Origin of the sequence: Ruegeria sp. Ofav3-42 (assembly GCF_022347725.1) — a bacterium.
Classification (GTDB): Bacteria; Pseudomonadota; Alphaproteobacteria; order Rhodobacterales; family Rhodobacteraceae; genus Ruegeria.
On sequence record NZ_JAKRGB010000008.1, the window covers coordinates 65,231 to 90,527 of the forward strand.

At 59.2% G+C, this 25,297-nt stretch carries 25 protein-coding genes; 11 read left to right on the plus strand and 14 right to left on the minus strand.

Annotation, left to right across the window (positions count from 1 at the left end; genetic code table 11):
• Window positions 1–17 precede the first annotated feature (17 nt).
• Window positions 18–1,118 (plus strand): site-specific DNA-methyltransferase, encoded by a 1,101-nt coding sequence (locus MHN28_RS13250; protein ID WP_239340661.1) that lies wholly within the window; start codon window positions 18–20, stop codon window positions 1,116–1,118.
• 143 nt (window positions 1,119–1,261) lie between these two features.
• Complete coding sequence (locus MHN28_RS13255) at window positions 1,262–2,644, plus strand: adenylate/guanylate cyclase domain-containing protein (RefSeq protein ID WP_239340672.1); 1,383 nt, start codon at window positions 1,262–1,264, stop codon at window positions 2,642–2,644.
• Between the two features lie 84 nt (window positions 2,645–2,728).
• On the opposite strand, the gene MHN28_RS13260 is transcribed toward MHN28_RS13255, so the two are convergent.
• Entirely contained in the window at window positions 2,729–3,865 is a 1,137-nt protein-coding gene (locus MHN28_RS13260) for an alkane 1-monooxygenase (protein WP_239340687.1), read from the minus strand.
• Between the two features lie 59 nt (window positions 3,866–3,924).
• Window positions 3,925–4,980 (minus strand): A/G-specific adenine glycosylase, encoded by a 1,056-nt coding sequence (gene mutY, locus MHN28_RS13265; protein ID WP_239340689.1) that lies wholly within the window; start codon window positions 4,978–4,980, stop codon window positions 3,925–3,927.
• An 81-nt stretch (window positions 4,981–5,061) separates the two neighbouring features.
• Here mutY and MHN28_RS13270 point away from each other — a divergent pair, with 81 nt between their 5' ends.
• Together MHN28_RS13270 and MHN28_RS13275 are read left to right on the plus strand one after the other, a co-directional pair.
• Window positions 5,062–5,568, plus strand: coding sequence for a DUF721 domain-containing protein (locus MHN28_RS13270; RefSeq protein WP_239340706.1), 507 nt, complete (start codon window positions 5,062–5,064; stop codon window positions 5,566–5,568).
• A 14-nt stretch (window positions 5,569–5,582) separates the two neighbouring features.
• The gene (locus MHN28_RS13275; RefSeq protein ID WP_239340708.1) at window positions 5,583–6,245 is read left to right on the plus strand and encodes a DsbA family protein; all 663 of its coding nucleotides are present in this window, start codon (window positions 5,583–5,585) and stop codon (window positions 6,243–6,245) included.
• Between the two features lie 38 nt (window positions 6,246–6,283).
• On the opposite strand, the gene lpxK is transcribed toward MHN28_RS13275, so the two are convergent.
• The 5 genes from lpxK to MHN28_RS13300 form a co-directional block, all read right to left on the minus strand.
• Entirely contained in the window at window positions 6,284–7,282 is a 999-nt protein-coding gene (lpxK, locus tag MHN28_RS13280) for a tetraacyldisaccharide 4'-kinase (protein ID WP_239340710.1), read from the minus strand.
• Window positions 7,269–8,504, minus strand: coding sequence for a 3-deoxy-D-manno-octulosonic acid transferase (locus MHN28_RS13285; protein WP_239340712.1), 1,236 nt, complete (start codon window positions 8,502–8,504; stop codon window positions 7,269–7,271). The genes lpxK and MHN28_RS13285 overlap by 14 nt, the downstream gene beginning before the upstream one ends.
• Window positions 8,501–9,301, minus strand: coding sequence for a 3'(2'),5'-bisphosphate nucleotidase CysQ (locus MHN28_RS13290; protein WP_239340714.1), 801 nt, complete (start codon window positions 9,299–9,301; stop codon window positions 8,501–8,503). The genes MHN28_RS13285 and MHN28_RS13290 overlap by 4 nt, the downstream gene beginning before the upstream one ends.
• Window positions 9,288–10,634 carry a TldD/PmbA family protein gene (locus MHN28_RS13295; protein WP_239340716.1) on the minus strand — a complete coding sequence of 449 codons (1,347 nt, stop codon included), beginning with the start codon at window positions 10,632–10,634 and terminating at the stop codon, window positions 9,288–9,290. The genes MHN28_RS13290 and MHN28_RS13295 overlap by 14 nt, the downstream gene beginning before the upstream one ends.
• A 178-nt stretch (window positions 10,635–10,812) precedes the next feature.
• Complete coding sequence (locus MHN28_RS13300; protein ID WP_239340729.1) at window positions 10,813–12,336, minus strand: DUF2125 domain-containing protein; 1,524 nt, start codon at window positions 12,334–12,336, stop codon at window positions 10,813–10,815.
• Between the two features lie 138 nt (window positions 12,337–12,474).
• Here MHN28_RS13300 and MHN28_RS13305 point away from each other — a divergent pair, with 138 nt between their 5' ends.
• Genes MHN28_RS13305 through MHN28_RS13315 form a run of 3 tightly spaced genes read left to right on the plus strand, consistent with a single transcriptional unit; the run spans window position 12,475 to window position 14,557 of the window.
• Entirely contained in the window at window positions 12,475–13,218 is a 744-nt protein-coding gene (locus MHN28_RS13305; protein WP_239340731.1) for an SDR family oxidoreductase, read from the plus strand.
• A complete protein-coding gene (locus MHN28_RS13310; RefSeq protein ID WP_239340733.1) occupies window positions 13,215–13,823 on the plus strand; it encodes an enoyl-CoA hydratase/isomerase family protein in 609 nt (202 codons plus the stop codon). Before MHN28_RS13305 ends, MHN28_RS13310 begins: the two co-directional genes overlap by 4 nt.
• Window positions 13,820–14,557 (plus strand): VOC family protein, encoded by a 738-nt coding sequence (locus tag MHN28_RS13315; protein ID WP_239340745.1) that lies wholly within the window; start codon window positions 13,820–13,822, stop codon window positions 14,555–14,557. The genes MHN28_RS13310 and MHN28_RS13315 overlap by 4 nt, the downstream gene beginning before the upstream one ends.
• On the opposite strand, the gene MHN28_RS13320 is transcribed toward MHN28_RS13315, so the two are convergent.
• Window positions 14,558–14,854 carry an HNH endonuclease gene (locus MHN28_RS13320; protein WP_239340747.1) on the minus strand — a complete coding sequence of 99 codons (297 nt, stop codon included), beginning with the start codon at window positions 14,852–14,854 and terminating at the stop codon, window positions 14,558–14,560.
• A 48-nt stretch (window positions 14,855–14,902) separates the two neighbouring features.
• On the opposite strand from MHN28_RS13320, the gene MHN28_RS13325 reads away from it, so the two are divergent.
• The gene (locus MHN28_RS13325; RefSeq protein WP_239340750.1) at window positions 14,903–16,087 is read left to right on the plus strand and encodes a TIGR03862 family flavoprotein; all 1,185 of its coding nucleotides are present in this window, start codon (window positions 14,903–14,905) and stop codon (window positions 16,085–16,087) included.
• Here the strand turns inward: MHN28_RS13325 and holA are convergent.
• The 4 genes from holA to MHN28_RS13345 form a co-directional block, all read right to left on the minus strand.
• Window positions 16,084–17,112, minus strand: coding sequence for a DNA polymerase III subunit delta (gene holA / locus MHN28_RS13330; RefSeq protein ID WP_239340753.1), 1,029 nt, complete (start codon window positions 17,110–17,112; stop codon window positions 16,084–16,086). The two genes, MHN28_RS13325 and holA, sit on opposite strands and share 4 nt — an antisense overlap.
• Window positions 17,109–17,600: an LPS assembly lipoprotein LptE gene (gene lptE, locus MHN28_RS13335; protein WP_239340756.1), complete on the minus strand. Its 492-nt coding sequence runs from the start codon at window positions 17,598–17,600 to the stop codon at window positions 17,109–17,111. The genes holA and lptE overlap by 4 nt, the downstream gene beginning before the upstream one ends.
• The gene (gene leuS, locus MHN28_RS13340) at window positions 17,587–20,139 is read right to left on the minus strand and encodes a leucine--tRNA ligase (RefSeq protein ID WP_239340758.1); all 2,553 of its coding nucleotides are present in this window, start codon (window positions 20,137–20,139) and stop codon (window positions 17,587–17,589) included. The genes lptE and leuS overlap by 14 nt, the downstream gene beginning before the upstream one ends.
• A gap of 72 nt (window positions 20,140–20,211) precedes the next feature.
• Window positions 20,212–20,700, minus strand: a complete 489-nt coding sequence (locus MHN28_RS13345; protein WP_239340761.1) for a DUF3576 domain-containing protein — start codon at window positions 20,698–20,700, stop codon at window positions 20,212–20,214.
• Between the two features lie 282 nt (window positions 20,701–20,982).
• Between MHN28_RS13345 and MHN28_RS13350 the strand changes: the two genes are divergently transcribed.
• Entirely contained in the window at window positions 20,983–22,050 is a 1,068-nt protein-coding gene (locus tag MHN28_RS13350) for a porin (protein WP_239340772.1), read from the plus strand.
• Window positions 22,051–22,152: 102 nt separating this feature from the next.
• Complete coding sequence (locus MHN28_RS13355; protein WP_239340783.1) at window positions 22,153–22,812, plus strand: YggS family pyridoxal phosphate-dependent enzyme; 660 nt, start codon at window positions 22,153–22,155, stop codon at window positions 22,810–22,812.
• Here MHN28_RS13355 and MHN28_RS13360 read toward each other — a convergent pair.
• The gene (locus tag MHN28_RS13360) at window positions 22,796–23,296 is read right to left on the minus strand and encodes a L,D-transpeptidase family protein (protein WP_239340796.1); all 501 of its coding nucleotides are present in this window, start codon (window positions 23,294–23,296) and stop codon (window positions 22,796–22,798) included. The genes MHN28_RS13355 and MHN28_RS13360 overlap by 17 nt on opposite strands.
• Window positions 23,293–24,387: a GTP cyclohydrolase II gene (gene ribA / locus MHN28_RS13365; RefSeq protein ID WP_239340798.1), complete on the minus strand. Its 1,095-nt coding sequence runs from the start codon at window positions 24,385–24,387 to the stop codon at window positions 23,293–23,295. Before ribA ends, MHN28_RS13360 begins: the two co-directional genes overlap by 4 nt.
• 160 nt (window positions 24,388–24,547) lie before the next feature.
• Between ribA and MHN28_RS13370 the strand changes: the two genes are divergently transcribed.
• Entirely contained in the window at window positions 24,548–25,234 is a 687-nt protein-coding gene (locus tag MHN28_RS13370) for a response regulator transcription factor (protein ID WP_058272567.1), read from the plus strand.
• Window positions 25,235–25,297: the final 63 nt, after the last annotated feature.

The window sequence follows — 25,297 nt, forward strand, 5'->3', positions numbered from 1 at the left end:
ATACTTGAGGCAGTAGAATGACAACAACCACTAAAAAGGGCGCAAAAGCGCTCCCTTTAAACACGATTCTATCTGGCGACTGCATCGATGTGATGAACAGTCTACCCGAGGCGTCGGTTGACCTGATTTTCGCGGATCCGCCATATAATCTGCAGCTCAAAGGCCAGTTGCACCGCCCGGACAACAGCCAGGTCGACGCGGTCGATGATCACTGGGATCAGTTCTCGAGCTTTGGTGTCTATGACCAGTTCACCCGCGAATGGCTGAAGGCGGCGCATCGTCTGCTCAAGCCGAATGGCGCGATCTGGGTGATTGGGTCTTACCACAACATTTTCCGCGTTGGTTCGGCCTTGCAGGATGCCGGGTACTGGATTCTGAACGATGTCGTCTGGCGCAAATCGAACCCGATGCCGAATTTCCGTGGCAAGCGGTTCACCAACGCGCATGAGACGATGATCTGGGCCTCCAAGCGTGAGGGTGCCAAGTACACGTTCAACTATGAAGCTCTGAAGGCGCTGAACGAAGGCGTGCAGATGCGAAGCGATTGGGTTCTGCCGATCTGCACTGGGCACGAACGCCTTAAGGATGAAAACGGCGACAAGGCGCACCCGACGCAAAAGCCGGAATCGCTGCTGCACCGCGTTTTGATTGGTTCGACCAATCCGGGTGACGTGATCCTTGACCCGTTCTTTGGCACAGGCACAACCGGTGCCGTTGCCAAGATGCTGGGTCGCGAATTCATCGGGATTGAGCGCGAGGAAAGCTATCGCAAGGTGGCTGAAAAGCGTATTTCCAAGGTTCGTAAGTTTGACCGTGAAGCGCTGGAAGTCAGCGCCAGCAAACGCGCCGAACCACGCGTGCCCTTTGGTCAGCTGGTTGAGCGCGGCATGCTGCGCCCGGGTGAAGAGCTCTATTCCATGAACCAGCGCCACAAAGCGAAGGTTCGTGCAGACGGAACTCTGGTGGGCGACAACGTCAAAGGCTCGATCCATCAGGTTGGCGCGCATCTGGAAAACGCACCGTCCTGCAATGGCTGGACATACTGGTGCTTTAAGCGCGACGGCAAGACAGTCCCGATCGACGTGCTGCGTCAGCAAATCCGGGCAGAGATGAACTGATTTTACGAACACCGCCGGTGCCTGTGGCCTGACACAAGGCACTAAGCCTTGCCCCGCCGTTTTCGGCGGGGTCTTTTGTTTTATTCCCCGTCTGGTTCCGATATGAGATTCCTGGCCTGCTGCGCACGGAAGGAGCCTCGGCCATGTCGGATACCACAGCCAGCGAATCCCGTCTTGAACGGTTCTCGATAACCAGGCCGGATGTGTACGATCTGGACAACAAATACACCGAGGCCGCACTGGAACGGCACAAGCGCGAAGGGCTGGAGCTGGCCGTCCGCGCCCGTTGGATCGCAATGGGCCTGACCGGCATTCTGCTGGTTTTCCTTAATCCACATTGGGAAGTGCTGTGGTATCACTTCATCCTGCTGCTCATCTGCGCCAATGGCTGGCTGATCCGGCGCGCGGGCAGAGTGGGTCAGTCAAGGGTCGAGCTATTGCTGATCTTCGTTGATCTGCTGATCATGACGCTGGGGATGATCGTGCCAAACCCGTTCAGCGATGATGTCAGGCCATTGGCGATGCAGTACAGGTTCGACAACTTCCAGTATTTCTTCATCATTTTGGCAGCAGGAACACTGGCCTATTCCTGGCGCACAGTGGTAGCTATCGGGTCGTGGACCTTGATGATGTGGACGGCGGGTTGGGTGATTGCGTGGTGGGTGGCGACGCCGATACCCGGCATCAGCGAACGCGTGTCCGAGGCGCTGGTCGGGTATCCGGATGTTGCCGAATGGCTGGACCCCAACAGCTTTATGCCCGAGCTGCGTGTTCAGCAGGTTATCGTTTTCATGATGGTTGCCGTCACGCTTGCCATCTCAATGCGGCGGCTTAACCGGCTATTGATGACGAATGCGGGGCTGGAGAGGGAGCGTGCAAACCTGTCGCGGTATTTCTCGCCCAATGTTGTCGATGAGCTGAGCCAGAACGATGAACCGCTCAAACAGGTGCGCAAGGAAAACATAGCAGTTCTGTTTATCGACATCGTTGGTTTTACGAAGTTCGCCGCTGGTCGTGACCCATATGAGGTCATCGAGGTGCTGCGCGGATTTCACGCGCGCATGGAGTCCGAGGTGTTCCGACATCACGGAACGCTGGACAAATACCTTGGCGATGGGCTGATGGCCACGTTTGGGACCCCGGTGCCGACGCCATTGGATGCGAGCAACGCGGTGGCCTGCGCGCGTGACATGGTTGACGTGATCGACCGTTGGAATCTGGAGCGGCGTCGCGCTGGTGAGCCCGAGATACAGGTTGGGATCGGCGTTCATTATGGACCCGTGGTGTTAGGAGATATTGGAGCGAACCGGCTGGAATTCGCGGTCATCGGCGATGCGGTGAATGTATCGGCCAAGCTGGAGGCCATGACACGCGAGCTTGGCGCGCGCGTGGTGTTGAGCAATGCGGTTCGCACGCAGGTGATGCAGGAAGGCAATAACGTCACGGAGTTGACGGCAGGCTTTGCCAAACACGAAAATCAGGTTGTTCGGGGTGTCGAAGACACGATGGATGTCTGGGTGAAGTAGAGCGGAACTCTCCCGCCGGTCTGTGTCGCATTAAAGATGCGACCCATCCCGTTGGGCCGGGCAGCGCGCTGACGCGCGCTGCGGTCAGGACCTCGGCAGCGGGTTTAGCGATTTGTTGTAGGGCTTCCAATCTGTGACTTCGGGATAGTATTGACGCCGCCATGCCCGGACGCGGGGGTTCATGACGCAGCGCCACAGCGGTGGGATCATCGCCGCGACGGTCATCACAGGGTAGCCGTAGGGCAGTTGCGGGGCCGTGTCCTCTGAGTGGTGCTGTAGCAATGGAAAACGCCGGTTGGGCTTGTAATGGTGGTCGGAATGCCGTTGCAGGTTTATCAACAGCCAGTTCGATGCTTTCTGCGAGGCATTCCACGAATGGCGCGGCTGGACGTGTTCATATTTGCCATTGCCGAGATGCTTGCGGGTCAGGCCGTAATGCTCGACGTAGTTTACCAGTTCCAGCTGCCAGATGGCGACGCCTGCCTGAATCAGGAACAGGGCGACACCCGACCACCCTCCGATAAAGAACGCCAGCGCGAGCATACCGGCCTGCAGCCCCCAATAGCGCCAGAATGGGTTTCCCCGGTCGGTCCAAGGACGCTGCTTGCGCGCCAGCTTGTCCTGTTCCGCCCGAAAGGCAGACACTAGGCATTGCCACATGACACGAGGATAGAACCGGTGGAAACCCTCGTTGTAGCGCGCGGTGACAGGATCACGTGGAGTGCCGACATAGCGGTGATGAACCAGCAGATGTTCGGACCGAAAATGGGAATACAGCACCATCGCCAGCAGGATATCACCCAACCATCGCTCGAGCCGGCCCTGCTGGTGCATCAGTTCATGGCTGTAGTTGATCCCGATCGTGCCGGAAATCACACCCATTCCAAAGAACAGGCCGACCTTGGACAGCGTTGACAGATGGTCCGTGTGGGTTGCGTACCAAATCAGTCCGTACAAAGTCAGGAATTGAACGGGGACCCAGGCCTTGGTCAGCAGGATGTACCATCTCAGCGTGTCATCCGATGTGTCCGGGTCAGCGTTTTCCAGATTCAGACCGGTCAGTCGATCCAGCGCGGCAAAGGCCCACCAGGTCGACATGGGCACCAACAACACCCACCAACCCCCGGCAAATGCGGTGGACCAGATCACGGGGATCAGCAGGAAAGACACCCAGAACGGCGACGCCGATTGCCAACGAGAGAGATTGTCCGATGCGATCATCATTTGGCTCCGATCAACTGCGCGCAGACTAGACCCACGGCGCTATGGCGCACAATGGGTTACGTCGAGCGCCAGAGGTCGTAGGCCTTGCGCATGACAGTCGGCAGATCACTTGGGCGGAATGCGTGTTTATCCATGACGATCAGGTCGTCACGGTCGGATTCGCTCGGCAGCGGAGCGCTCCAGATTCGCAGGATCAGGTGGAAATGAGTAAAGGTGTGGCGAACCTCGCCCGGCAGCATCTGCCAGTCCGCCGGAAACGGGGGGAATTCAGCGGGTGTCTCGGACCATTCTGACCCCGGCCAGCCCAACATGCCGCCCAGCAACCCTTTATCCGGGCGGCGTTCCAGCAGCAAAGCTCCATCAATGCGCCGTGCGATATACACATGCCCAAATCGGGTAGGTTTTGGCTTTTTAGGCGTCTTGCGCGGCAGATCGGCCTGCGTTCCGGCCACCCGCGATGCGCAGGGATCCCGTACAGGGCAGATACCGCAGGCCGGGGATTTGGGGGTGCAGATCGTGGCGCCCAGATCCATCACCGCTTGTGCGTAATCACCTGGACGTATTTCCGGCGTCAGAGTGGCGGCTCGGTCCTTGAGTTGCGGTTTCGACCCCGGCAAAGGATCGTGGATGTCGTAAAGGCGGGCCATGACCCGTTCGACATTACCGTCCAGCACGGTTTCAGGGCGATCAAAAGCGATGGCCGAGATCGCGGCCGCCGTATAAGGGCCAATGCCCGGCAGTTTCAGCAGGGCATCATGGGAATTCGGGAACCTTCCACCATGTTCTTCGGTCACGACGCGCGCGCATTTTAGCAGATTTCGGGCGCGGGCGTAATAGCCCAGACCGGCCCATTCGCCCATGACCTGATCGTCCGGGGCAGACGCCAGTGCTTCAACCGTTGGCCAGCGGGTTGTGAATCGCACGAAATAGTCTCGCACAGCGGCAACGGTGGTCTGTTGCAGCATCACCTCGGACAGCCAGACACGATAGGGGTCGGGCAAAACGCCGTTAGCACGATCAGAGGGGCCAACGCGCCACGGCATCTCGCGGGCGTGGCAGTCATACCAACCCAGCAACGCACTGCTCACGTCAAATTCACCAGAGTCACGCAAGTTTTATCTATCTCCTTGTCGGGTTTCGCTGGCGCCCGTTTGTATGGCCTTTACAATAGCGGCGCAGGAGTTGGAAACCAGATGCAGCGCAGACGTTCTTCGACCCGCGGGTTCAAACGCACCGCGACTTTGCTGAACGACCAGATTCGGCGCGCCGGGGAAAGCCGGGGATTCGCCGTGTCGCGCCTGCTGACTCATTGGGCCGAGATCGTGGGGCAGGATATGGCCGCCATCGCGCGGCCTGTGAACGTAGGCTATGGCAAAGGTGGAATCGGCGCGACGCTGACCGTGCTGACAACTGGCCCTCAGGCACCTATGCTTGAAATGCAAAAGGAACAGCTGCGCGGCAAGGTGAATGCGGTCTATGGCTATAATGCGATAAGTCGCGTGCGTATCACCCAGACCGCTCCGACCGGATTTGCCGAGGGGCAGGCCAGTTTCGACCACAAACCGAAATCGGCGAAACCCAAGATCGAACCAGAAATCGCAGCCGAGGCGGACCGAACCGCGCGAGACGTCCATGACGGCGATCTGCGCGCGGCCCTTGAACGTCTGGGCCGTAACGTTTTATCCAAGCAAAAACGCTGAGAAAGGGCTGAGAAATGAGCCGTATTGCAACCGGAATTTGTGCGGCCGTCGCCGTGGCCGCTGGCGGCTATTGGCTGTCGCTGTCGAATTCCAATCCCGCCTATCCGCTGATCAGCAGCGCCGAGGCGCAAGAGGCCGATCTGGATACCTCGACTATCGTCGAAATGACTCTGGGGGCCGAAGACGCGCCCGTCGAGATCATCGAATATGCTTCTTATACCTGCCCGCACTGTGCGAATTTCCACACCGGCGCGTTCAAAGAGCTGAAGAAAGACTTCATCGACACCGGCAAGGTGAAGTTCATCTACCGCGAGGTTTACTTTGACCGCTATGGCCTGTGGGCTTCGATGGTTGCGCGTTGCGGCGGGCCCGAAAAATTCTTTGGCATTTCGGACCTGATCTATGAAGGTCAGTCCGAATGGACCAAGGCCGGTGGTCCGGCAGAAATCGTCGACGAGCTGCGCAAGATCGGCCGTCTGGCCGGTATCGACAATGATCAGCTTGAAGCCTGCCTGCAGGACGGAACCCGCGCGCAGACGCTGGTGGCGTGGTATCAGGAAAACGCTGAGCGTGACGGCGTTCAGGCGACCCCGTCCTTCGTTGTGAATGGCAAGAAGGTCGACAACCAGTCCTACGGTGACTTCAAGAAACTGATCGAAGACGAACTGGGCAGCTAAGTGCTTTCGCGACCGGCTCGATAAGGGCCGGTCGCTTTTCAGGGCGATGGGGCGATCTGCAGCAGCATGTTCCGGACCTTGTCGGCCTCATCTATTTTCAGGCGAACTGGCAGGGTGATGACCTTGCTGCGAAACGCGGCGGGCAGACGCACGGCGTCTTTTTCCGTCGTCACCATCTGTGCACCCAATAGCCGCGCCTCATTTTCCAGCCGTGTCATCAGCGCAGGTGTTAGGGGCTGGTGATCGTCCAGTGCCTCGGCCCGCAGCAACGTGGCACCTTGCTGGCGCAGAGTGTCGAAGAACTTCTTGGGATGGCCAATGCCCGCAAAGGCCAGAACGGACGTATCGCTCCAGTCCATGCCGGTTTGCAGCGGCTCAACGGCACCGGTTGCGTGAGGTACGGTCAGGCTCTGTCCCCAGCGTTCAGCGAATTCGGCCTGAGCATTGTCATCGCCCAGAGATAGAACCAGATCGGCGCGCTGAAGCCCCACATCGACCGGTTCCCGCAACGGTCCGGCTGGCAGGCACAGGCCATTCCCGAACCCGCGGGCCGCATCTACAACGATGACCGAGAAATCCTTGGCAACCGAAGGGTTCTGAAAACCGTCATCCAGCACAACCACCGAAGCTCCGGCATCGGCCGCTGCCTTCGCGCCCGCAGCGCGGTCCTTGGCGACCCAGACATCTGAAAACGCCGCCAGCAGCAGCGGCTCGTCCCCGACCTGCGCAGCCGTATGTTTGCCGGGGTCTACACGTACCGGCCCTTCCAGTGAACCGCCGTGGCCACGTGTCACGACATGGGTTTCATGCCACGCGTCGCGCAGTTGTTCGATCATCCAGATTACAGTCGGAGTTTTCCCGGTACCTCCTGCATTGAGGTTGCCGACGCAGATGACCGGTACGCCGGGATTCAATCCCGGCTCTGACGTGACCCGGCGGGCCGTTGCCCAGGCATAGAGATGTCCCAAAGGTGCCAGCATCCGGGCACGCAGGTCCAATTGATCCGGTGATGTATTCCAGAAATCAGGTGCTCGCATCGTCTGCACTCCGCTGATCCAGATAATCCTGCACCATGTCGATCAGATTGTCCGCTTGCGGCGCACCCTCAGTTACGATTTGCCATCCGGCCAGCGCCATATTGGCGGCCTGATCTGGTGCCAAAAGCTCGACCACTGCGTCGCCAAGCTCGGTCGCGGTTCTGACTGTGCGTGCTGCGCCCGCGCGATCTAACTGATCGTATAACTGCTGGTGGCTGTGCACAAACGGGCCGTGGATAACGGCGGACCCAAGTGCCGTTGCGATAAGCGGGTCCTGTCCCCCTGCGCCGCGCTCCAGAGAACTGCCCATGAACGTGACCGGCGAGACCCGTTGCCACAGACCCAGATCCTCGGGCACGGCGGACAGGATCACCTGGGTCATATCCTCGACCACACCGGTTTCGTCCCAATTGGTACAGCGCAGGTCCATGGCTTCGAGCCGCCGGTGCAGCGGTCCGGCTTCGGTGATGTCCGCAACGTGCAGCACCAGCGCCAGCCGGGGCAACATCCGCATGGCTTGCCGGTGAGCGCTTAGGACCGAGATAAACTCTTTGTCCTGCACCCATGACGCCAGCCAGACGGGGCGGCCTGACAGCGCATGGTTCACTTCGATCAGTTCGTCTTCGGGCCAGGGTCGCGGGTTCGGACTGACATGAAGAGGTGGTGCTTCTTTGACCTTGGTCGAAGAGATACCAAGCCGGCGGATTTGCCGGGCGGTTTCAGGCGAGGTGCACAAGATCGTTCGGAAACAGTCAATCGTATACCGGGTGATATCCGGCAGCCAACGCCCACCTCGCGCGACTTTCACTTCGGCCTGAGCCTCGATCAGGATCAGGGGGATGCCGCGTTCTTCGGCGCGCGTGATCACGTTCGGCATCAGTCCACCGCCAACCCAGATTCCAACGTCGGGCCGCCAGTGATCCAGAAAGGCGCGGGCAGCCCCGGTTTGCTCGGACGGAAGATTAACGAGAGGATAGCCGCAACTTGCCCACCGCGTCAGATCGGCGTCGGGAGGAACAGTCAGAACCACAGACAGATTGGGTCGCGCCTGCTGCAGCCTTTGGCAGAAATCGATAATGGCGCGGTGACGCTCGCGTGCGTTAATGTGAAGCCACAGAACCTCGCCATCGGGTCGCGGAACATCGCGCTGGTTTGCGGCATTCTGCATACCCCAGGACAGCACGCGATAGGCGGCAAGGCTTAATGAGCGTGGCTTGCTCATGGTGCGATTCCAGGGCTTTCCGGTTCAAGTTGTTCCGACAGTAGACCATAAACGCCTGAACCCGCAGCGATTACCCCGTTCAGGCGCGGGTGGGCATTGTTGAACCGCAGGGGCTTGCGCTGCCGGTCTGAACACACGCCACGCGCCTCGCGGATAATCAGATCGCCTGCCGCGATGTCCCATTCCCAACTGGGTCTGAGCGTCATCATCCCGTCAAACCGGCCCTGCGCGACGAGGGCCATGCGATAGGCCAGCGACGGCCGGTAATTCCGTTTGAAGTCCGGGACCTGTCCCTGACGCCAGTGGCGGGGTTGCAAATTCGGTTTCGCGGCCAATACTGCGGCACCTTCCAGATCACCGCGTTCGGTCACTCTGATCTGTTCGTTGTTGAGCGTCGCGCCCTGACCCTTGGCCGCCGCGTAAAGCAGGTTTCGCAATGGCAGGTAAATCACCGCCGCCGTCACCTCGCCCCGCTCGGCGATCGCCAGAGAATGCGCCCATGTTTTTGACCCTTCGGCAAAGCTGCGGGTGCCATCAATCGGGTCGATGATGAACACGCGATCCTTAGTCAACCTGTCCGCCGAATCCTCGGTTTCTTCGCTGAGCCAGCCATAGCCCGGTCGTGCGGCAGGAAGGCGTTGTTCTAACATCGCGTTGACGGCCAGATCGGCCTCGGTCACCGGGCCTGCACCATCGGGTTTGTCCCAGCGTTGCGCCGTGCTGCCCGAATACCGTGTGGCGATCTTTCCAGCCTCTAAAGCGGCGCCAATCAGCAGTTGCAGGTCAGTTGCCGGCAAGTGTCATTCCTTCGATCAGCACCGAGGGGACCACGCGGGACAAATACGGGCGCGCATCATTTGCAGGGATGATCCGTTTCAGCATGTCGCGCAGGTTACCCGCAATTGTGCATTCGTTGACCGGGTGGGTGATTTCACCGTTCTCAACCCAGAATCCCGACGCGCCGCGCGAGTAATCGCCGGTGTTCGGGTTGATCGTCGAACCGATCATCGAGGTGACCAGAAGCCCTGTTCCCATATCGCGCAGCAGATCGGCCCTGCTTTGATCGCCCTGGGTCAGGCTCAGATTCCAGTTGCTGGGCGACGGCGGCCCGGACACGCCGCGCGCCGCGTTGCCGGTTGAAGTCATGTCCAGCTTGCGCGCACTCGACAAATCCAGTGTCCAGCCGGTCAGTGTGCCGTTTTCAACAATCGCCCTGCGCCGCGTTGGTAAACCTTCAGCGTCAAAGGGACGAGAACCCGAAATGCGCGGGCGATGCGGATCTTCGATCAGCGACAGGTGCTCAGGCAGAACCTGCTCACCCAGGCTGTCTTTCAGCCATGATGCGCCACGGGCAATGGCCGCGCCGTTGCTGGCCGCCAGAAGATGGCCGATCAGCGATGATGAAATGCGTTCGTCGAACAATACAGGAAAAGTGCCCGTCGCGGGCTTTTGCGCCCCGACTATCGCCACGGCGCGTTCGCCTGCGGTGCGACCAATCTCATCAGGGCTACGCAGGTCGCTTTGGAAAGTGCGGCTGTCACCGTCATAGTCTCGTTCCATCCCGGTGCCTTCGCCCGAGATGGCGACGCAGGAGGTCGAGCGGCTACTGCGGGAATATCCTCCGGAAAAGCCATTCGTGGCCGCCAAGTGCACGCGATGAGTACCATACGCGGCTGCGGCGTCGGAAACTTGTGATACGCCCTGAATGGCCAGCGCAGCGGCTTCGGCGGCCAGCGCATCCGACAACAGTGTTTCAGCCGACGGTTCGGGCGCCGGATCGAATTGCTCCAGCGCCTCAATGTCCCAATCTTTTGCAAGCTGGTCAGGTGCGGCAAGACCGGTAAACGGGTCCTCCGGCGCTTCGGCAGCCATTGCAACCGCGCGTTCAGCCATGGCCTTCAGCGTTTCAGGACGACTGTCAGAGCTGGAAACGATCGCCTGCCGCTTTCCAAGAAACACCCGCAGCCCCAAATCGGTGCCTTCGGATCGTTCCGCATGTTCCAGCGCCCCGCCGCGTACTTCAACCGAAACCGAAGAGCCATCCAGCACAATGGCATCGGCCGCTTCGGCCCCCGCTTTGCGGGCCGCGTCCAGCAGGTTCTGGCTGATTTCTTCAGGTGTGCGGGTCATGAGGCCTCCGGTCTGTGTGCATTGGACCTAGCCTTGGACCGCCGGTCTCGCAAGGCCTGCGGCTATTTTAGGTTGAGCAAATTCTGTTGAGTTGTCGGTTGGCACTGTTGGCCCCGTGCCGTGTATCGTCATTTCGGACGAGAGTTGGGGAAGGCGGTGGGACCGCCTTCCCGATGGGTTACTTGATGCGTTGACCATTCGCCAGAATCTGGCCGTCGCTGGTGAACTCGATTTCCGAGTTCAGCGTGTCAGGCTCTTCGCCCGGTACCGCCATCAGACCCATCATCATCCGAGCACCCATCGCATCGCTGTCCGAGACCAGCCCCATCCCGATCAGCTTGTCGATCAGCGCGTTGGCACCCACCAGCTTCAGCTTTGCGACACCGGTCGGTGTGGGCATGCCATCAAACTCTTCGGTGTTGGAGTTGTCGAAGGTGAAATCACCTTCACCCGTCAGCTTGGCCCCGACCAGCGAGACCAGCAGCTCGTTGATCTTCAGAGAGTGCAGCTCGCCCGGTGCTTCGTCCGAGAACTCCAGGTCTTCGGCAACGGCGGGATCGAAGAAGTTCATCAGCACCTTTGCGGTTCCCGTGGCGTCCAGCGAAATCGTTGCCGGGTCGTGCGGCAAGGCACCTGCCGGGTCGAACATGCTCCACAGCACATCTGACATGGTGAAATCGGTCAGGTTCATCGCGAAGCCAAACGGCTGGATTTCCTCGGATTCCTGAACCGGGATTTCGAACTTGAAGCCCGCATTTTCCATGGCGATTTCGATGGGGAAGGGCAGTTCAGCCGTTGTCACCGCAACTTTCGAGCTGTTCTGTTCGACATCATAGGCCAGGCGCTCGGCGTCGATGCTGGCACCGAACTTACCGCCCTGGGATTCGCTGCCAACTGAAAAGGCCTCACCTTCGCTGGTTCCCGCTATCGCGGTCTGTCCCGAGCCATAGGTAAAGAGGCCAGAGAACGAAAATCCGTCGGCATAGAGCGCCTCTGGGTTCGAGAAGTCGAAATTCGCCGGGATGACGTTGGTGCCCTCAAATGTCAGCTGGCTCATGGAGCCGTCTATCCTGCCCGTGTCCTCGCTTTCCGGATCGTCGAATGCCAGGTCATAGGTCAGGCCACTGGCGGTGAACTTCTGGTCGATATCGCGGTTCTCGCCGATCTTCATTCGCGAGCTACCGGCCAGGTCAGTCATAGCCACATTCACGGCCAGAGCGTCTTCGGGCACCGCTTCGCCATCGACATTCAGCCCGTCCAGCTTGATGCCAATGCTATCGGCCGAATAGTCATATGTCATGTCGTCCGGATCGCCCGAAACGACTAGGTTCAGACCGGTTTGGGAGTAGTCGATTTCGAGGGAAAACTCTTCACCGTCTCCTTCACCTGACATCGTCATCGGGAAATTTTCGGGGAAGCCGACGTTGACCGTGCCATCACCGTTTTCGCTCAGGGTCACTTCGGGAACGACCATACGGAATGTCGCATCTTCTTCCGGCAGGTCCATCGAAACGGTCAAATCGGCAATCGTTGTGACGTTCCCGGAAACGGTTTCTTCGCCCGCGACGGTATAGCCCATCTGGTTCAGATAGGCTTTCCAGTCATTCCAGACGTCCTGAGAAGTAAGATCGGCAAGCGCGCCCTGCGTGATAACGGCATAAGCCAAAACTGCACCGCAGCTGCGGCGAAGAAAAACGGACATTACAGTACCCTTCTAGATAATTTTGCGGGCATCGTCGTGTTTGTGGCGGCGGGCGTCAAGGGGCAAGGACTGGACCCTTTCCCCATTGACGGGGTAGAGATTCACACAATTTCAAACCGATGGAGGTAGAGGAACCAAATGCAGGGGAAAACTGTACTGATAACTGGGGCCAGCCGGGGCATCGGAGCCGAGGCAGGGCGCGTATTTGCCGCAGCGGGTGCAAACGTTGCGCTGGTCGCCCGCAGTCGCGATCAGATCGACGCATTGGCCGCCGCGTTGGGAGGCAACGCAATCGCGCTGGAATGCGACGTCAGTGATTTTGCGCAGGTGGAACAGGCCGTCGCGGATTGCGTCGATCGGTTCGGCGGTTTGGACGTCCTGATCGGAAATGCAGGTGTCATTGATCCGATCTTTCACCTGTCCAACGCCGATGTTGCAGCCTGGAGCAAGGCAATCGACATAAACCTCAAGGGAGTCTTTTACGGAATGCGTGCCGTCCTGCCTATCATGCGTGCGGCTGGCGGTGGAACGGTGCTGACCGTTTCGTCGGGCGCGGCCTCGAACCCGGTCGAGGCGTGGAGCCATTATTGCGCGTCGAAAGCTGGCGCAAAAATGATGACCGAATGTCTGCATCTTGAGGAATCGATGCATGGCATTCGCGCGATGGGCCTGTCACCGGGAACCGTGGCCACAGAGATGCAGAAAGTGATCAAGGCCAGCGGCATTAACGCGGTTAGCCAGTTGGATTGGAGCGACCACATCCCCGCCGATTGGCCGGCGAAGGCGCTGCTGTGGATGTGCACCCCGGACGCGGATGAATTTCTGGGCACCGAAATCTCACTGCGGCGCGAAGACATTCGACAAAGGGTTGGACTGACGTGATTGACCTGAAAAAAGAGGACGACCTGTGGATCGTCACTCTGAACAACCCCGACAAAGCCAATGCGCTGACCGGGGCGATGTTGACCGAGCTGGCCGAGATCGCCGAAGACGCGACCGAGGCCCGCGCCCTGATCCTGACCGGCGCGGGCAAGGTGTTCAGTGCCGGTGCTGATCTGGCCGAAGCGCACACGGGGCTTGCCACGTCCGATGTGTGGGAACGTCTGTCCGGCGCGATTGCTGCCCTTCCATGCCTGACCGTAGCGGCGTTGAACGGTACTCTGGCAGGGGGCGCGAATGGCATGGTACTGGCCTGCGATGTTCGGATTGCGGTTCCGACGGCCAAGTTCTTTTACCCGGTGATGAAGCTGGGCTTTCTGCCGCAACCTTCGGACCCGGTCCGCATGGCGGCGCTGATCGGGCCATCGCGCACCAAAATGATCCTGATGGCCGGACAGAAAATCACAGCGGATGAGGCTTATGCATTTGGGCTAGTGGACCGTATCGTTGCGCCAGAGGCCCTGATGCCGGCAGCGCGCGAACTGGTTGCTGACAGCATCGCCGCCGATCCCGAAATCGCCGCCGGTATCGCCGAGTTGTGCCGATGAGGCTCTCTGGCTTGCGGTTGCGCGTCGCCGATCCTGAACGTCTGGCCAGGTTCTATGTCGACGTTTTGGGAATGTCGGCGCAAGTGCAGGGCGTAAGCCTGCGCGTTGGCTATGACGGGCAGGATGCCGATCTGTTGCTGATGCCCGGCGGTGGTGGGTACACCCACGACAGAGGGCAACGATACTGGAAGATCGGCATCACTCTGCCCGATGTTGATCTTGCCGCCGCGTTTTTGCGAGAAAAAGGCGTCGAGGTTTCGGAGCCCAAGCAGTTTCTCGACATCGGCTACATGTGCCATCTGTCAGACCCCGAAGGGTTCGTTATCGAACTTCTTCAGCATGACTTCGAAGGCAACCGACCCGAAAACGGGGCCGATCCAGCCGCGCCGTTTGCTCAGGCCCGTGTCGGCCAGATAACCCTCAGAACCGGTGACATCGTTGCCGAAGATGAGTTTTGCCGCGCGCAAGGCATGCGCCTGCTGTCGATTCAAGATGTCGGTCAATACGGTTTTGACCTTCACTTTTATGCCTTCACAGATGACGCGTTGCCGAACCCGGACCTCTGGGCCGTTGAAAACCGGGAATGGCTCTGGAAGCGCCCCTATACGACGCTGGAATTCCAGCACATCGCGGGTGCCCTATTTGCCAAAGTGCCCGACTATCGGGGATTGGAGTTTCAGGACCTTTCGGCGCCAACACGAGATGCTTTCGGCGACCCGGTGAACCCTGGCTGATCAGCGGCCACGTCGCTTGCCCGGGACCTTCGAACGAAATCCAGGCGGGCGTTTGCGAACCCAGTTCAGGAACTTCTCCAATCTGGGATGGCTGCGAAGGGCCTCAATCGTGTGAAAGTCGCGGGCCAATTCGGCTTCGGTGAGGGTTGCGTGGACCTCTTTGTGGCAGATCTGATGCAACAACACTGTGGGTCCGCCCTTGCCCCCTTTGAGTTTTGGGATCAGATGGTGCAGGCTGCCGCCCCCATCAAGGATCGGGCGGTCGCATAGCGGGCAGATCGGATCGCTGTTCGTCATGACGAAGGTAAAGTTGCGTCAGGTGGCGCGAAAGGCAAGAGGGCAGGGATGGCACAGGCAGTGGTGATCGGCGGAGGACCCGCAGGCCTGATGGCGGCCGAGGAGCTTGCCAATGCCGGGCATGATGTTGTTTTGGCCGAAGCCAAACCATCGATTGCCCGCAAATTTCTGATGGCGGGAAAGTCGGGGCTGAACCTGACCAAGGACGAAACATTCGAAACCCTGCTAGAATCTTACGGAGAGGCTGCTGATTGGCTGCGCCCAGTGATCGCTGAGTTTGATGCCTCAGATGTGCAGAGATGGGCGCGGAGGCTGGGGCAAGAGTTGTTTACCGGCTCGACAGGGCGCGTGTTTCCAACGTCAATGAAAGCCTCCCCTCTGCTGCGCGCGTGGCTGGCCCGGCTCGCAGAGGCCGGCGTGCAGGTCCAAACCCGTTGGCGGTGGGTCGGCTGGGATGGCACCGCGCTGATATTCGATACACCCGACAGCCAGCAATGCATCAAGGCGGATGCGACTGTACTCGCGCTGGGCGGGGCAAGCTGGTCCCGCTTGGGCTCTGACGGAGCTTGGGCACCTTTGTTGCAGGCCAAGGGCGTTTCACTCACCCCATTCGCGCCTGCGAATTCGGCGATTTCCGTTGATTGGAGCCCACATATGCAGCCCCATTTCGGCGCCGCGCTGAAATCGGTGCGCTGGATGGCCGGGGATTTGGAAAGCCGAGGTGAGGCAGCACTGTCTGCGAACGGGCTGGAAGGCGGCGGGTTGTACTCTCTGACCCCCGCCCTGCGTGAAGTTTTGCCATTGTTTGTCGATCTGGTGCCCGACCTGGATTCAGATACTCTGAAAAGCCGCTTTTCGTCGAAAAAGTCGAAAATGACGCTGTCACAATGGCTCAAGAAGTCATTGCATCTGTCGCCGCAGAAAGTCGCCTTGTTTTATGAGATGGTCAAGCGCAGTGGCGTATCCCAGTCGCAAGAAGTGAGTGCGATCAAGCGTTTGCCAATTGTTCATGCGGGTCTGCGTCCGATGGACGAGGCCATTTCCACCGCCGGTGGTGTTCCGCGCGCAGCACTTGATGACGGGCTGATGCTGACCGCGATTCCCGGAGTATATTGCGCAGGCGAGATGCTGGATTGGGAGGCTCCAACTGGGGGATACCTGCTGACGGCCTGTCTGGCGACCGGGCGCTGGGCCGGGCGCGCGGCGGCATGTTGGCTTGATCGCGCCAGTTAGCGGGTCTTCGCCAGCATCGCCAGGCGGATCATGGCCCGCTCGACCAGCGCCATAGCGGGCGCAGTTTGGCCAGCCGAACGTAACGACAGGTCCGTGTCCGTAAGCACCGTCAATGCGGTTTGCAGTTTAGGCGCGCCCCAGCCTTGGGCCTGCCGCAATATGCGGTCACGGCGTTTTCCGTAGACCGGCGGTCGCAACTTGCCGATCCCTTGCGCGGCACCACCGGGGTCGGATGCGCAGGCGTAAAGCGTTCGGAAATGCCGGGTCGCGCCGATACACAGGCTCACGGCGTTGGTGCCCTGCGATTGTAGACGCCGGATCAACGGGCCGATCTCGCCTGCGCGGCCTTCGGCGACCACGTTCAGTACATCGTCCAGGGCGGCCTCGGTCGAGCGTGGCGCGCACGCTTCGATGTCTTCGATGGTCAGCTCAGAACTGTCTCCGCGCTTATAAAGTGACAGTTTTTCAATCGTCTGTGCAAAATCCCCGGGGCTGATGCCGGTCGCCAATTCAGTAATTGCCGACATCGAATCACGTGGGATGTTCTTCAAACCGGCTTCGGAGAGAATCCGTTCGACCTCGGCCCGCGAGGGCGGATCGTCGTAGATACCGACGGCATAGGTCGATGGATGCGCCTCGAAAGCCTTGCGGATTTTCGAGCTGGCTTTCAACTGCCCGGCAGTGACAATGATCTGTGCATCTCCGGGCACCCAGTCTTCCAGTGCGGCGATGACCGCAGGGGCGGCGGTGTCAGTTGTGTCTTCGACAAACACGGCGCGGGGGCCGGGAAAGAACCCCACGGCCTTGACGGCATCCAGCAACAAGGCGGGATCACCGCGAAGATCGCCACCCGGCATCCGCGTCAGTCGCATCTCTTCTTCGGCATTTGCGCCCAAAAGCGCAGAGAGCACCTGCTGACGCTTCAACGCTACCCGCATCGCATCGGCACCATAAATCAGCAGCCCGGTCTTGTTCGCATCGGGTCTGGAGAAATACCCCTCGGCCTCGCGCGGGCTCAGCTTCATGCGGACAAGCCCGGAGTGGCGTAGAGGCGGTTGATGATCTGATCGGACAGAATCACCATGAGGCGTTGGTTTGCATCCCGCTCATCCGCCAGTGTCGAAACTGTCGAACCGGCTGCCGAATACCCGACAAAGTCCGTCACAGTGCCCGAGGCAACAATCTGGCCCGTTGCGTTGGACCTGAGCGAATAGTTCGCAGTGCCATTGATCGTATAGCGGTTGGTTTCGTTGGTGGTCGTGATCGCCGCAGAAACTCTTCTTGTCCGCACCGAAACGTCCAGATTGTATTCGTTGCCGGATGTCGCGCTGCGACCGAGCCTTTGTTCCAAATTCTCAATCAGAAGATAGCTAGTGACTGAATTCGGCGCGGAAACGGCAACCTTTCCGTACAGGGCCGATCCGGCCCCGCCCGGTGCGTAGACCGGCTCAAAGCCACAGGCGGCAAGCGCCAGCGGCATCAGCAACAAGGTTCTGCGATCAAACGACGACATTAACAATCCGGCCCGGTACTACGATCACTTTCTTGGGCGCATTGCCATCCAGCGCCTTTTGCACAGCTTCGGTGCTGAGCGCGATTTTTTCAACCTCTGCCTTGTCCAGATCCTTGGCCACGCTGATTTCCGCGCGGCGCTTGCCGTTGATCTGGATCGGCAGTGTGACGGTATCGTCGATCAGCATCGCCGGATCGGCAACCGGCCATGGCGCAGTGGCCACAAGCCCTTCGCCACCCAGCAGCTGCCAAAGCTCTTCGGACAGGTGCGGGGTCATCGGCGACATCAGCTGTGCCAGCGTTTTGGCGGCGTCGCGCTTGGCTGCGGTGCCGGCCTTGGATTTGGCCAGTGTGTTGGTGAAAGCGTAAAGCTTGGCGATCGAGGCATTGAAGCCAAAGGATTCCACACCGCCGGTCACGTCATGAATAGCTTTATGCATCTCGCGCAGCAGCGTTTCGTCCTCGGCATTCGCAGGCACATTGGATTCGGCGATTTCCGAGACGATGCGATGCATACGGCTGAGGTGCTTGAAAGCAGCCTCGGCCCCCGAAGCCGTCCATTCCACGTCCCGTTCGGGCGGCGAATCGGACAGCACGAACCAGCGGGCCGTGTCCGCACCGAAAGCCGAGATAATGCTGACCGGGTCGACCACGTTCTTTTTGGATTTCGACATCTTGGCCGAGGGGATGATCTCAACCTCGGTGCCGTCGGCCAGTTTTCCGTCAGTAACGTTTTCCGGCAGGTGATAGACCGGGCGACCATTGGAGTCCCGGGTCTGGTAAATCTCATGCGTCACCATGCCTTGGGTGAACAGTGCATTGAATGGCTCGATAGCCTTTTTCGGCAGATGCCCGGTGATGTTCATCGCCCGTGCAAAGAAACGGGAATAGAGCAGGTGCAGAATCGCGTGTTCGATACCGCCGATATACTGGTCGACATTCATCCAGTACTCGGCTTCGGCCAGATCGGTGGGGGTTTCAGCGTGCGGGGCGGTGAAACGGGCGAAATACCAGGACGAATCGACGAAGGTGTCCATCGTATCGGTTTCGCGCTTGGCGGGCGCACCGCACGACGGGCACGGCGTATCACGCCAATTCGGATGGCGGTCCAGCGGGTTACCCGGGATCGAAAAGTCTATGGGTTTGCCGTTGCCATCGTCATAGGGCAGTTCGATCGGCAGATTCTCTTTCTTCTCGGGCACCGTGCCGCATTTTTCGCAATGCACAACCGGAATCGGGCAGCCCCAATAGCGCTGACGGGACAACCCCCAGTCGCGCAGGCGGTATTTTGTGACGCCTTCGCCCCAACCGGCTTTTTCCGCGAAGCCGACTGTGGCGTTGATTGCTTCGTCACCCGTAGCTTCGGTCAGCCCCGCGAAATGGTTCACCCAGCGGACTTTCTCGGTTTTGGGCGGTACAAAGGCGATCTTGTCGACCGGAGTATCGTCATCCAGCGCAAAGAATGTGTCGACAACCGGCAGGCCGTATTTGCGGCAGAAATCCAGGTCGCGCTGGTCATGCGCCGGGCAGGCAAAGATCGCGCCTGTACCATAGTCCATCAGGATAAAGTTCGCGATCCAGACCGGCAGTTCCCAATTCGGGTCCAGGGGGTGCTTGACGCGGATACCAGTGTCATAGCCCAGTTTCTCGGCAGTCTCGATGGCTTCTTCCGTTGTCCCGCCCTTGCGGCATTCCGCAACGAACTCGGCAACTTCGGGGCTTTCTGCCTCAAGCTGCTTAGCAATCGGATGATCCGGCGAGATCCCGACAAAAGAGGCACCCAGCAGCGTATCGGGCCGGGTCGTGTAGACGGTGATTGGCTCTTCGCCATCGGTGCGTTCGAACCCGAACTGCAGGCCTCGCGACTTTCCGATCCAGTTTTCCTGCATCAGGCGCACTTTGGCAGGCCAGTTGTCCAGCGTATCCAGTGCGTCGAGCAATTCCTCGGAATAGTCCGAAATCTTGAAGAACCACTGAGTCAGCTCGCGCCGTTCGACCAATGCACCCGAGCGCCAGCCGCGGCCGTTTTCCACTTGTTCATTGGCCAGAACGGTCATGTCGACCGGGTCCCAGTTCACTACGGCGTTTTTGCGGTAAACCAGCCCAGCATCGAGCATATCCAGGAACAAGGCCTGCTGTTGACCATAATATTCCGGGTCGCAGGTAGCGAACTCTCGGGACCAGTCGATCGACAGGCCCAGAGGCTTCATCTGGCCGCGCATGTCGGCGATATTGCTATAGGTCCAGTCCTTCGGGTGGCCGCCGATGGCCATAGCGGCGTTTTCCGCAGGCATTCCGAACGCATCCCAACCCATCGGGTGCAGCACATTGTGCCCGGTTGCCAGTTTATGACGCGCAATCACGTCACCCATCGTATAGTTGCGCACATGCCCCATATGGATTCGGCCAGACGGGTAGGGGAACATCTCAAGCACGTAGTATTTCGGCTTATCCGCCTTGTGCTGGGCGGTGAAGATCCCGGCCTTGTCCCAGGCTTCCTGCCATTTTGCTTCGATTTCGGTGGCCGAGTAGCGCGACATGGTGCGGTCCTTCGTAAATGAAAACGCCGGGCATGAACCCGGCGTGGTAATATTGTGATTTTCGGCGGGTGGCTAGAGCTTGTTGTCCGCAATGCGCAACTGACGTGCGCGATTCAGGATCGCATCCTCGACCGCCCGCGTCGTCGCGGCACTCACCGGAGCGCCTCCGCTGGTCTGCAGTGCAACCGACAAGGACCGTGCGGCCAGCGCCGGGTCACTGATGTGAACGGTCGCGCGATACTGCCGCCCGCCACCCGGCGGTGTTCCGTAACCGGTTACGATAACGCCGGTAAACGGGTCGACTTCCTGCACAGGCAGAAAGTTCAGTACATCCAGTGACGCAGCCCATAAGTACCGGTTCACATTAACGATCTGCTCGGCATTGCCGCGGTCGAACACATCCCAGATGGTTGTGCGATTCGGATCGTTCAGTTCGCGTTCCGCTGTGCGAGTGCTGTCTGTGTTAAGCAAATCCGGATTCGGAGCAGCACCCCGATTCTGTCCGCAGGCCGACACGGCAGCAGTCACTATGATCAAACCGAAAATCGTCTGCAGGCGCATTGTCGACTGGTCCTGTTTAACTTGGTCTACTTTGTTAGGTGTTACTCCTAGACAAGGTCCAGTTCAGCAACAACCCTATTCTTATTACATATGTGCGGAGTGGTGCGCAGATCGGCCCTGAAATCCGACTGTGGCATCCTTGCACCAATTTGTGGCCAATGCGTAGTTCACTTTTAAGCCGAGCTTGCGTGAAGGGGGCAAAAAGAGCGAAACGGTTCCCGTGCTGAGACATGTGCTGAGGCATATGTCGAGTAGAAAAACTTTGAAACCGAGGGAAACAAGATGAAAAAAGTTCTCTTCGCAACGACCGCGCTGATCGCAACCGCAAGTGTTGCAGCAGCCGACGTTCGCTTCAGCGGCTACGGCCGTTTTGGTATTGGTTACCAAGAAGACCGTTCGGGCGACGTTCCGAACTTCACCGTTGACACAACTGCTGGCAGCCCAACCGAAGGTCAAGTTGTCCGCGGCAACAACGGCGTGGCTGACGCAGACGCAGAAGCAGACGTCGACACCGACAACACCATCCTGGTCTCGCGCTTCCGTCTGAACATCGACGGTGTTGCAGAAACCGATGGCGGCGTTGAGTTCTCGGCTCGTGTTCGTCTGCAGGCTGACGAAAACGCCGACAACGGCGAGCAGAACCGCGCTGGCCTGAACGGCGCACGTTTCTCGGTCATCTACGGTGGTCTGCGTGTTGACGCCGGCAACGTTGCTGGTTCGTTCGACAACCTGGCAAACTACTACGGTAACGAGCCGGGCCTGGAAAGCTTCATCGGCCAGTACTCGGGCGTTGACTACGACTTCCTGAGCTACACCTCGACCGGTAGCGGTTCGAACGCTGTGTTCTTCCAGTACGCAGTTGGCGACTTCGCCTTCGGCGCGTCCTATGACCAGGCGACCGTCGCACTTGATGGTGTTCCGCAGGATGCAGACCGCTGGGACATCAGCGCGACCTATTCCTTCAACAACATCACCGCTGCACTGGCCTACGGTCAGACCAAGGCGAACGTGAACAGCAGCAGCGAAAAGCAGTCGCTGACCGTTCTGACCCTGGGTGGTGAATGGGGTGACTTCTCGGGTACCCTGTTTGTTGCAGACGATGACGTTGTAAACGACGCTCGCAACGGCACCGCATACGGTCTGTCGGCAGCCTACAACATCGGCGCGGCAACCACTCTGACCTTCGCTTACGGCGACGGTTCGGCGGACGACGACCAGCAAGAGTATGGTATCGGCGCGATCTACGACCTGGGCGGCGGTGCATCGCTGCGCGGTGGTATCGGCAACGAGAAGCGCGGCGACGCAGACGGCCGTATCCGTGCTGACTTTGGTGCTCAGTTCAACTTCTAAGTTGATCTATACCGCAAAGTTTAAGGGCAGGTCTTCGGACCTGCCCTTTTCTTTTGTGCCGACTTGGTGTTTTTCTGCGCCCAAAGCAGAGAGAGGAAACCCATGTCGCTGCACGACATTACCGCCCGCATCGCCAAAGCCGAATCCACCGCCGGACGGCCAGAGGGGTCGACGAAACTGATCGCGGTCTCAAAGGTTCAGCCGAATGAGCGGGTTCAGGATGTGCTGGAACAAGGGCACCGGTGTTTCGGCGAAAATCGGGTTCAGGAGGCGGCCGGAAAATGGCCAGACTTCATGGAGAAATTCTCTGGCATCGATCTGCACCTGATCGGGCCCTTGCAGACCAACAAAGCCCGGCAGGCAATGGAGTTGTTCAGCGCAATTCACTCGGTGGATCGGCCCAAGCTGGCCAAGACGCTGGCGAGACTCGCGCAGGAAGTCGGTCACTGCCCGGAACTGTTCATTCAGGTTAACACTGGGGAAGAAGAGCAAAAAGCCGGTGTCATTCCCAGCGATGCGGACGCTTTCATCGCCGAATGCCGGGCGCTGGACCTGCCGATTCAGGGGCTGATGGCGATCCCGCCGATTGATGAAGAACCTTCGCTGCATTTTGCGTTGCTGGCCAAGATTGCCGAACGCAATGGATTGCAGGGCTTGTCGATGGGGATGAGCAGTGATTTTGAACAGGCGATAGCGTTAGGTGCCACGCATGTGCGCGTTGGGTCTGCGATCTTTGGCGAACGGGTCAAGCCCGAGGGATAATCAGGCGCGTTCCGGGGGCTATTCTACGGGCAATCCAATGCAGGTGGTCGCGGCGAAACGCGACGCAGCCTTCGGTCGGGTGACCCGGACGCCGCCATTGGTGCAGGAAAATCGCCGACCCGTGGCCCGGTACAGCGTTTGGCCAATTCCAGTCGGTGATCAGCACAAGATCGTATAGCGGGTCAGAGCGTCGCAGTTTTTCGTGGCTGTGTGCATAAGGCGCGCTGACCATTTGATTGTATTGGCAGTCGCCGCTGTCATCCGACCAAAAGTCGCCTGGACCTATAGGAATTGCCCACGAGGTAGGCGCCGCAAGCCTGTCCGGCCGATACAGCATGCCGACGACGTGATGCACCCCGGTTGGCGTTGCTCCGTCGCCTTCGCGCTTGCTGTCGGTCAACCCGCCTTTGCCAATCGAACAGGGGAACACTCGCCCTGCAAACCGGACGCCGCGTGGTGTCAGAACAAGATCGTCAGGCGTCACAGCAGGTGGCCTGATTTTGCCGCCTTGGTTGCCAAATATCCGCGATTATGGGCCGTTTCACCCACCTTGAGCGGTACACGCTCGGTCACGGCGATTCCCGTCTTTTCCATCATCGCGATCTTCGCCGGGTTATTGGTCAGCAACCGTACCGAGTTGAAACCCAATTCCTTCAGAATGTCCGACCCCAGCCGGAAGTCGCGCTCATCGTCTTCGAAACCCAGCCGGTGATTGGCCTCGACCGTATCAAACCCCTGATCCTGCAGGAAATAGGCACGCATCTTGTTGGCAAGGCCAATGCCGCGCCCTTCCTGATTGAGATACAGCAATACGCCAGAGCCTTCGGCCCCCATCTGAGCCAGCGCGCCGCGCAATTGCGGGCCGCAGTCGCATTTCAGGCTTCCCATCAAATCGCCGGTGAAGCAGGCGGAATGCAAACGTGCCAACACCGGTTTGTTGCGGTCCGGACGCCCGATTTCCACCGCGTAATGCTCTTCACCGCCATCTTCGGGGCGAAAAACATGCAGGCGGCCCGCCTCAGACACCTCCATTGGCAAACGTGCTGCCGCGATTTCGTGCAAAGCGCTGCGGTCGGCCAGATGCGGCGCGGCGCGGGTATGGTCGATGCAGGTCAGGCCGTGGGTTGCAGCAAAGTTGCGCCCATCCTCAATAGGAACCACGACAGCCGCGGGCAGCAACCGAGCGGACTTGGTCAGTGCGATGGCAATACGGTGCAGGTTCGCACCGCCCTGCCGCTCCGACATCAAGGGGCCTTTCATCGGGGTTTTCAGGTCATCGGACGGATCGGCCACAGCCTGAACCCAGGTGATATCGGTGTCTGATGGAATGATCACGCGCGCCAGATCGCCATCATAGGCCCGCGCCTTCAGAGTTTCTGCCCGTCGAACGGTTATGGCAACAACCGGCTGGCCATCCAGGCTCCGCAAATCTGCAAGCCGTTGCGCGCTCAGCGTTTCCGACGCAATCGCCAATACGCTGAATCCGCTGTCATCTGTCAGAACAACCGGAACGCCCATGCGCAGATCGGCGCGGGCGCGTGCCAGCAATTCCGAGATATCGGGGACAAAACTCATTCAGTTACCCTGTAACGTTCCAGCCTTCCTGTAACCTGATCAGGGGGAAATGTGAAACAATTCCTCTGCGTTAGACACGAGGGCGTGAGACCATTGCAGTAAATCTTGTTGATTGCATCTTCCGCACGCAAATGGTGGAAAAGGCTTAGGAGGACCGGACATGGCTCAGCTCAAGAAAATCCTGCTGGTGGATGACGATGAAGACCTGCGCGAGGCGCTCAGTGAGCAACTTGTGATGACCGAGGATTTCGACGTGTTCGAAGCAGCGGATGGGCAATCTGCCATGGAGCGCGCACGCGAGGCGATCTATGACTTGGTTATTCTGGACGTTGGCCTGCCGGACACCGATGGGCGAGAGCTGTGCCGCCTGATGCGTAAACAAGGTGTCAAAAGCCCGATTCTGATGCTGACCGGCCATGACAGCGACGCGGACACCATTCTGGGCCTGGATGCCGGCGCCAATGATTACGTCTCGAAACCGTTCAAATTCCCGGTGCTTCTGGCCCGCATTCGCGCGCAGCTGCGCCAGCACGAACAGTCCGAGGACGCGGTATTCGTTCTGGGCCCGTATACCTTCAAGCCCGCCATGAAGATGCTGATCACCGAAGAAGATCGGAAAATCCGTCTGACTGAGAAAGAAACGAACATTCTCAAGTTCCTGTATCGTTCGGCCGATGGTGTGGTTGCCCGCGACGTTCTGCTGCACGAGGTCTGGGGCTATAACGCTGGTGTCACTACGCACACGCTGGAAACCCACATTTATCGACTGCGCCAGAAGATCGAGCCCGATCCCTCGAACGCGCGCCTTTTGGTCACAGAATCGGGTGGATATCGCTTGGTGTCGTAACCCTGACTGGATTGACATGGGTCAAAGTGATACTCTGGATGTGTAATTAGATTACTCCCAACC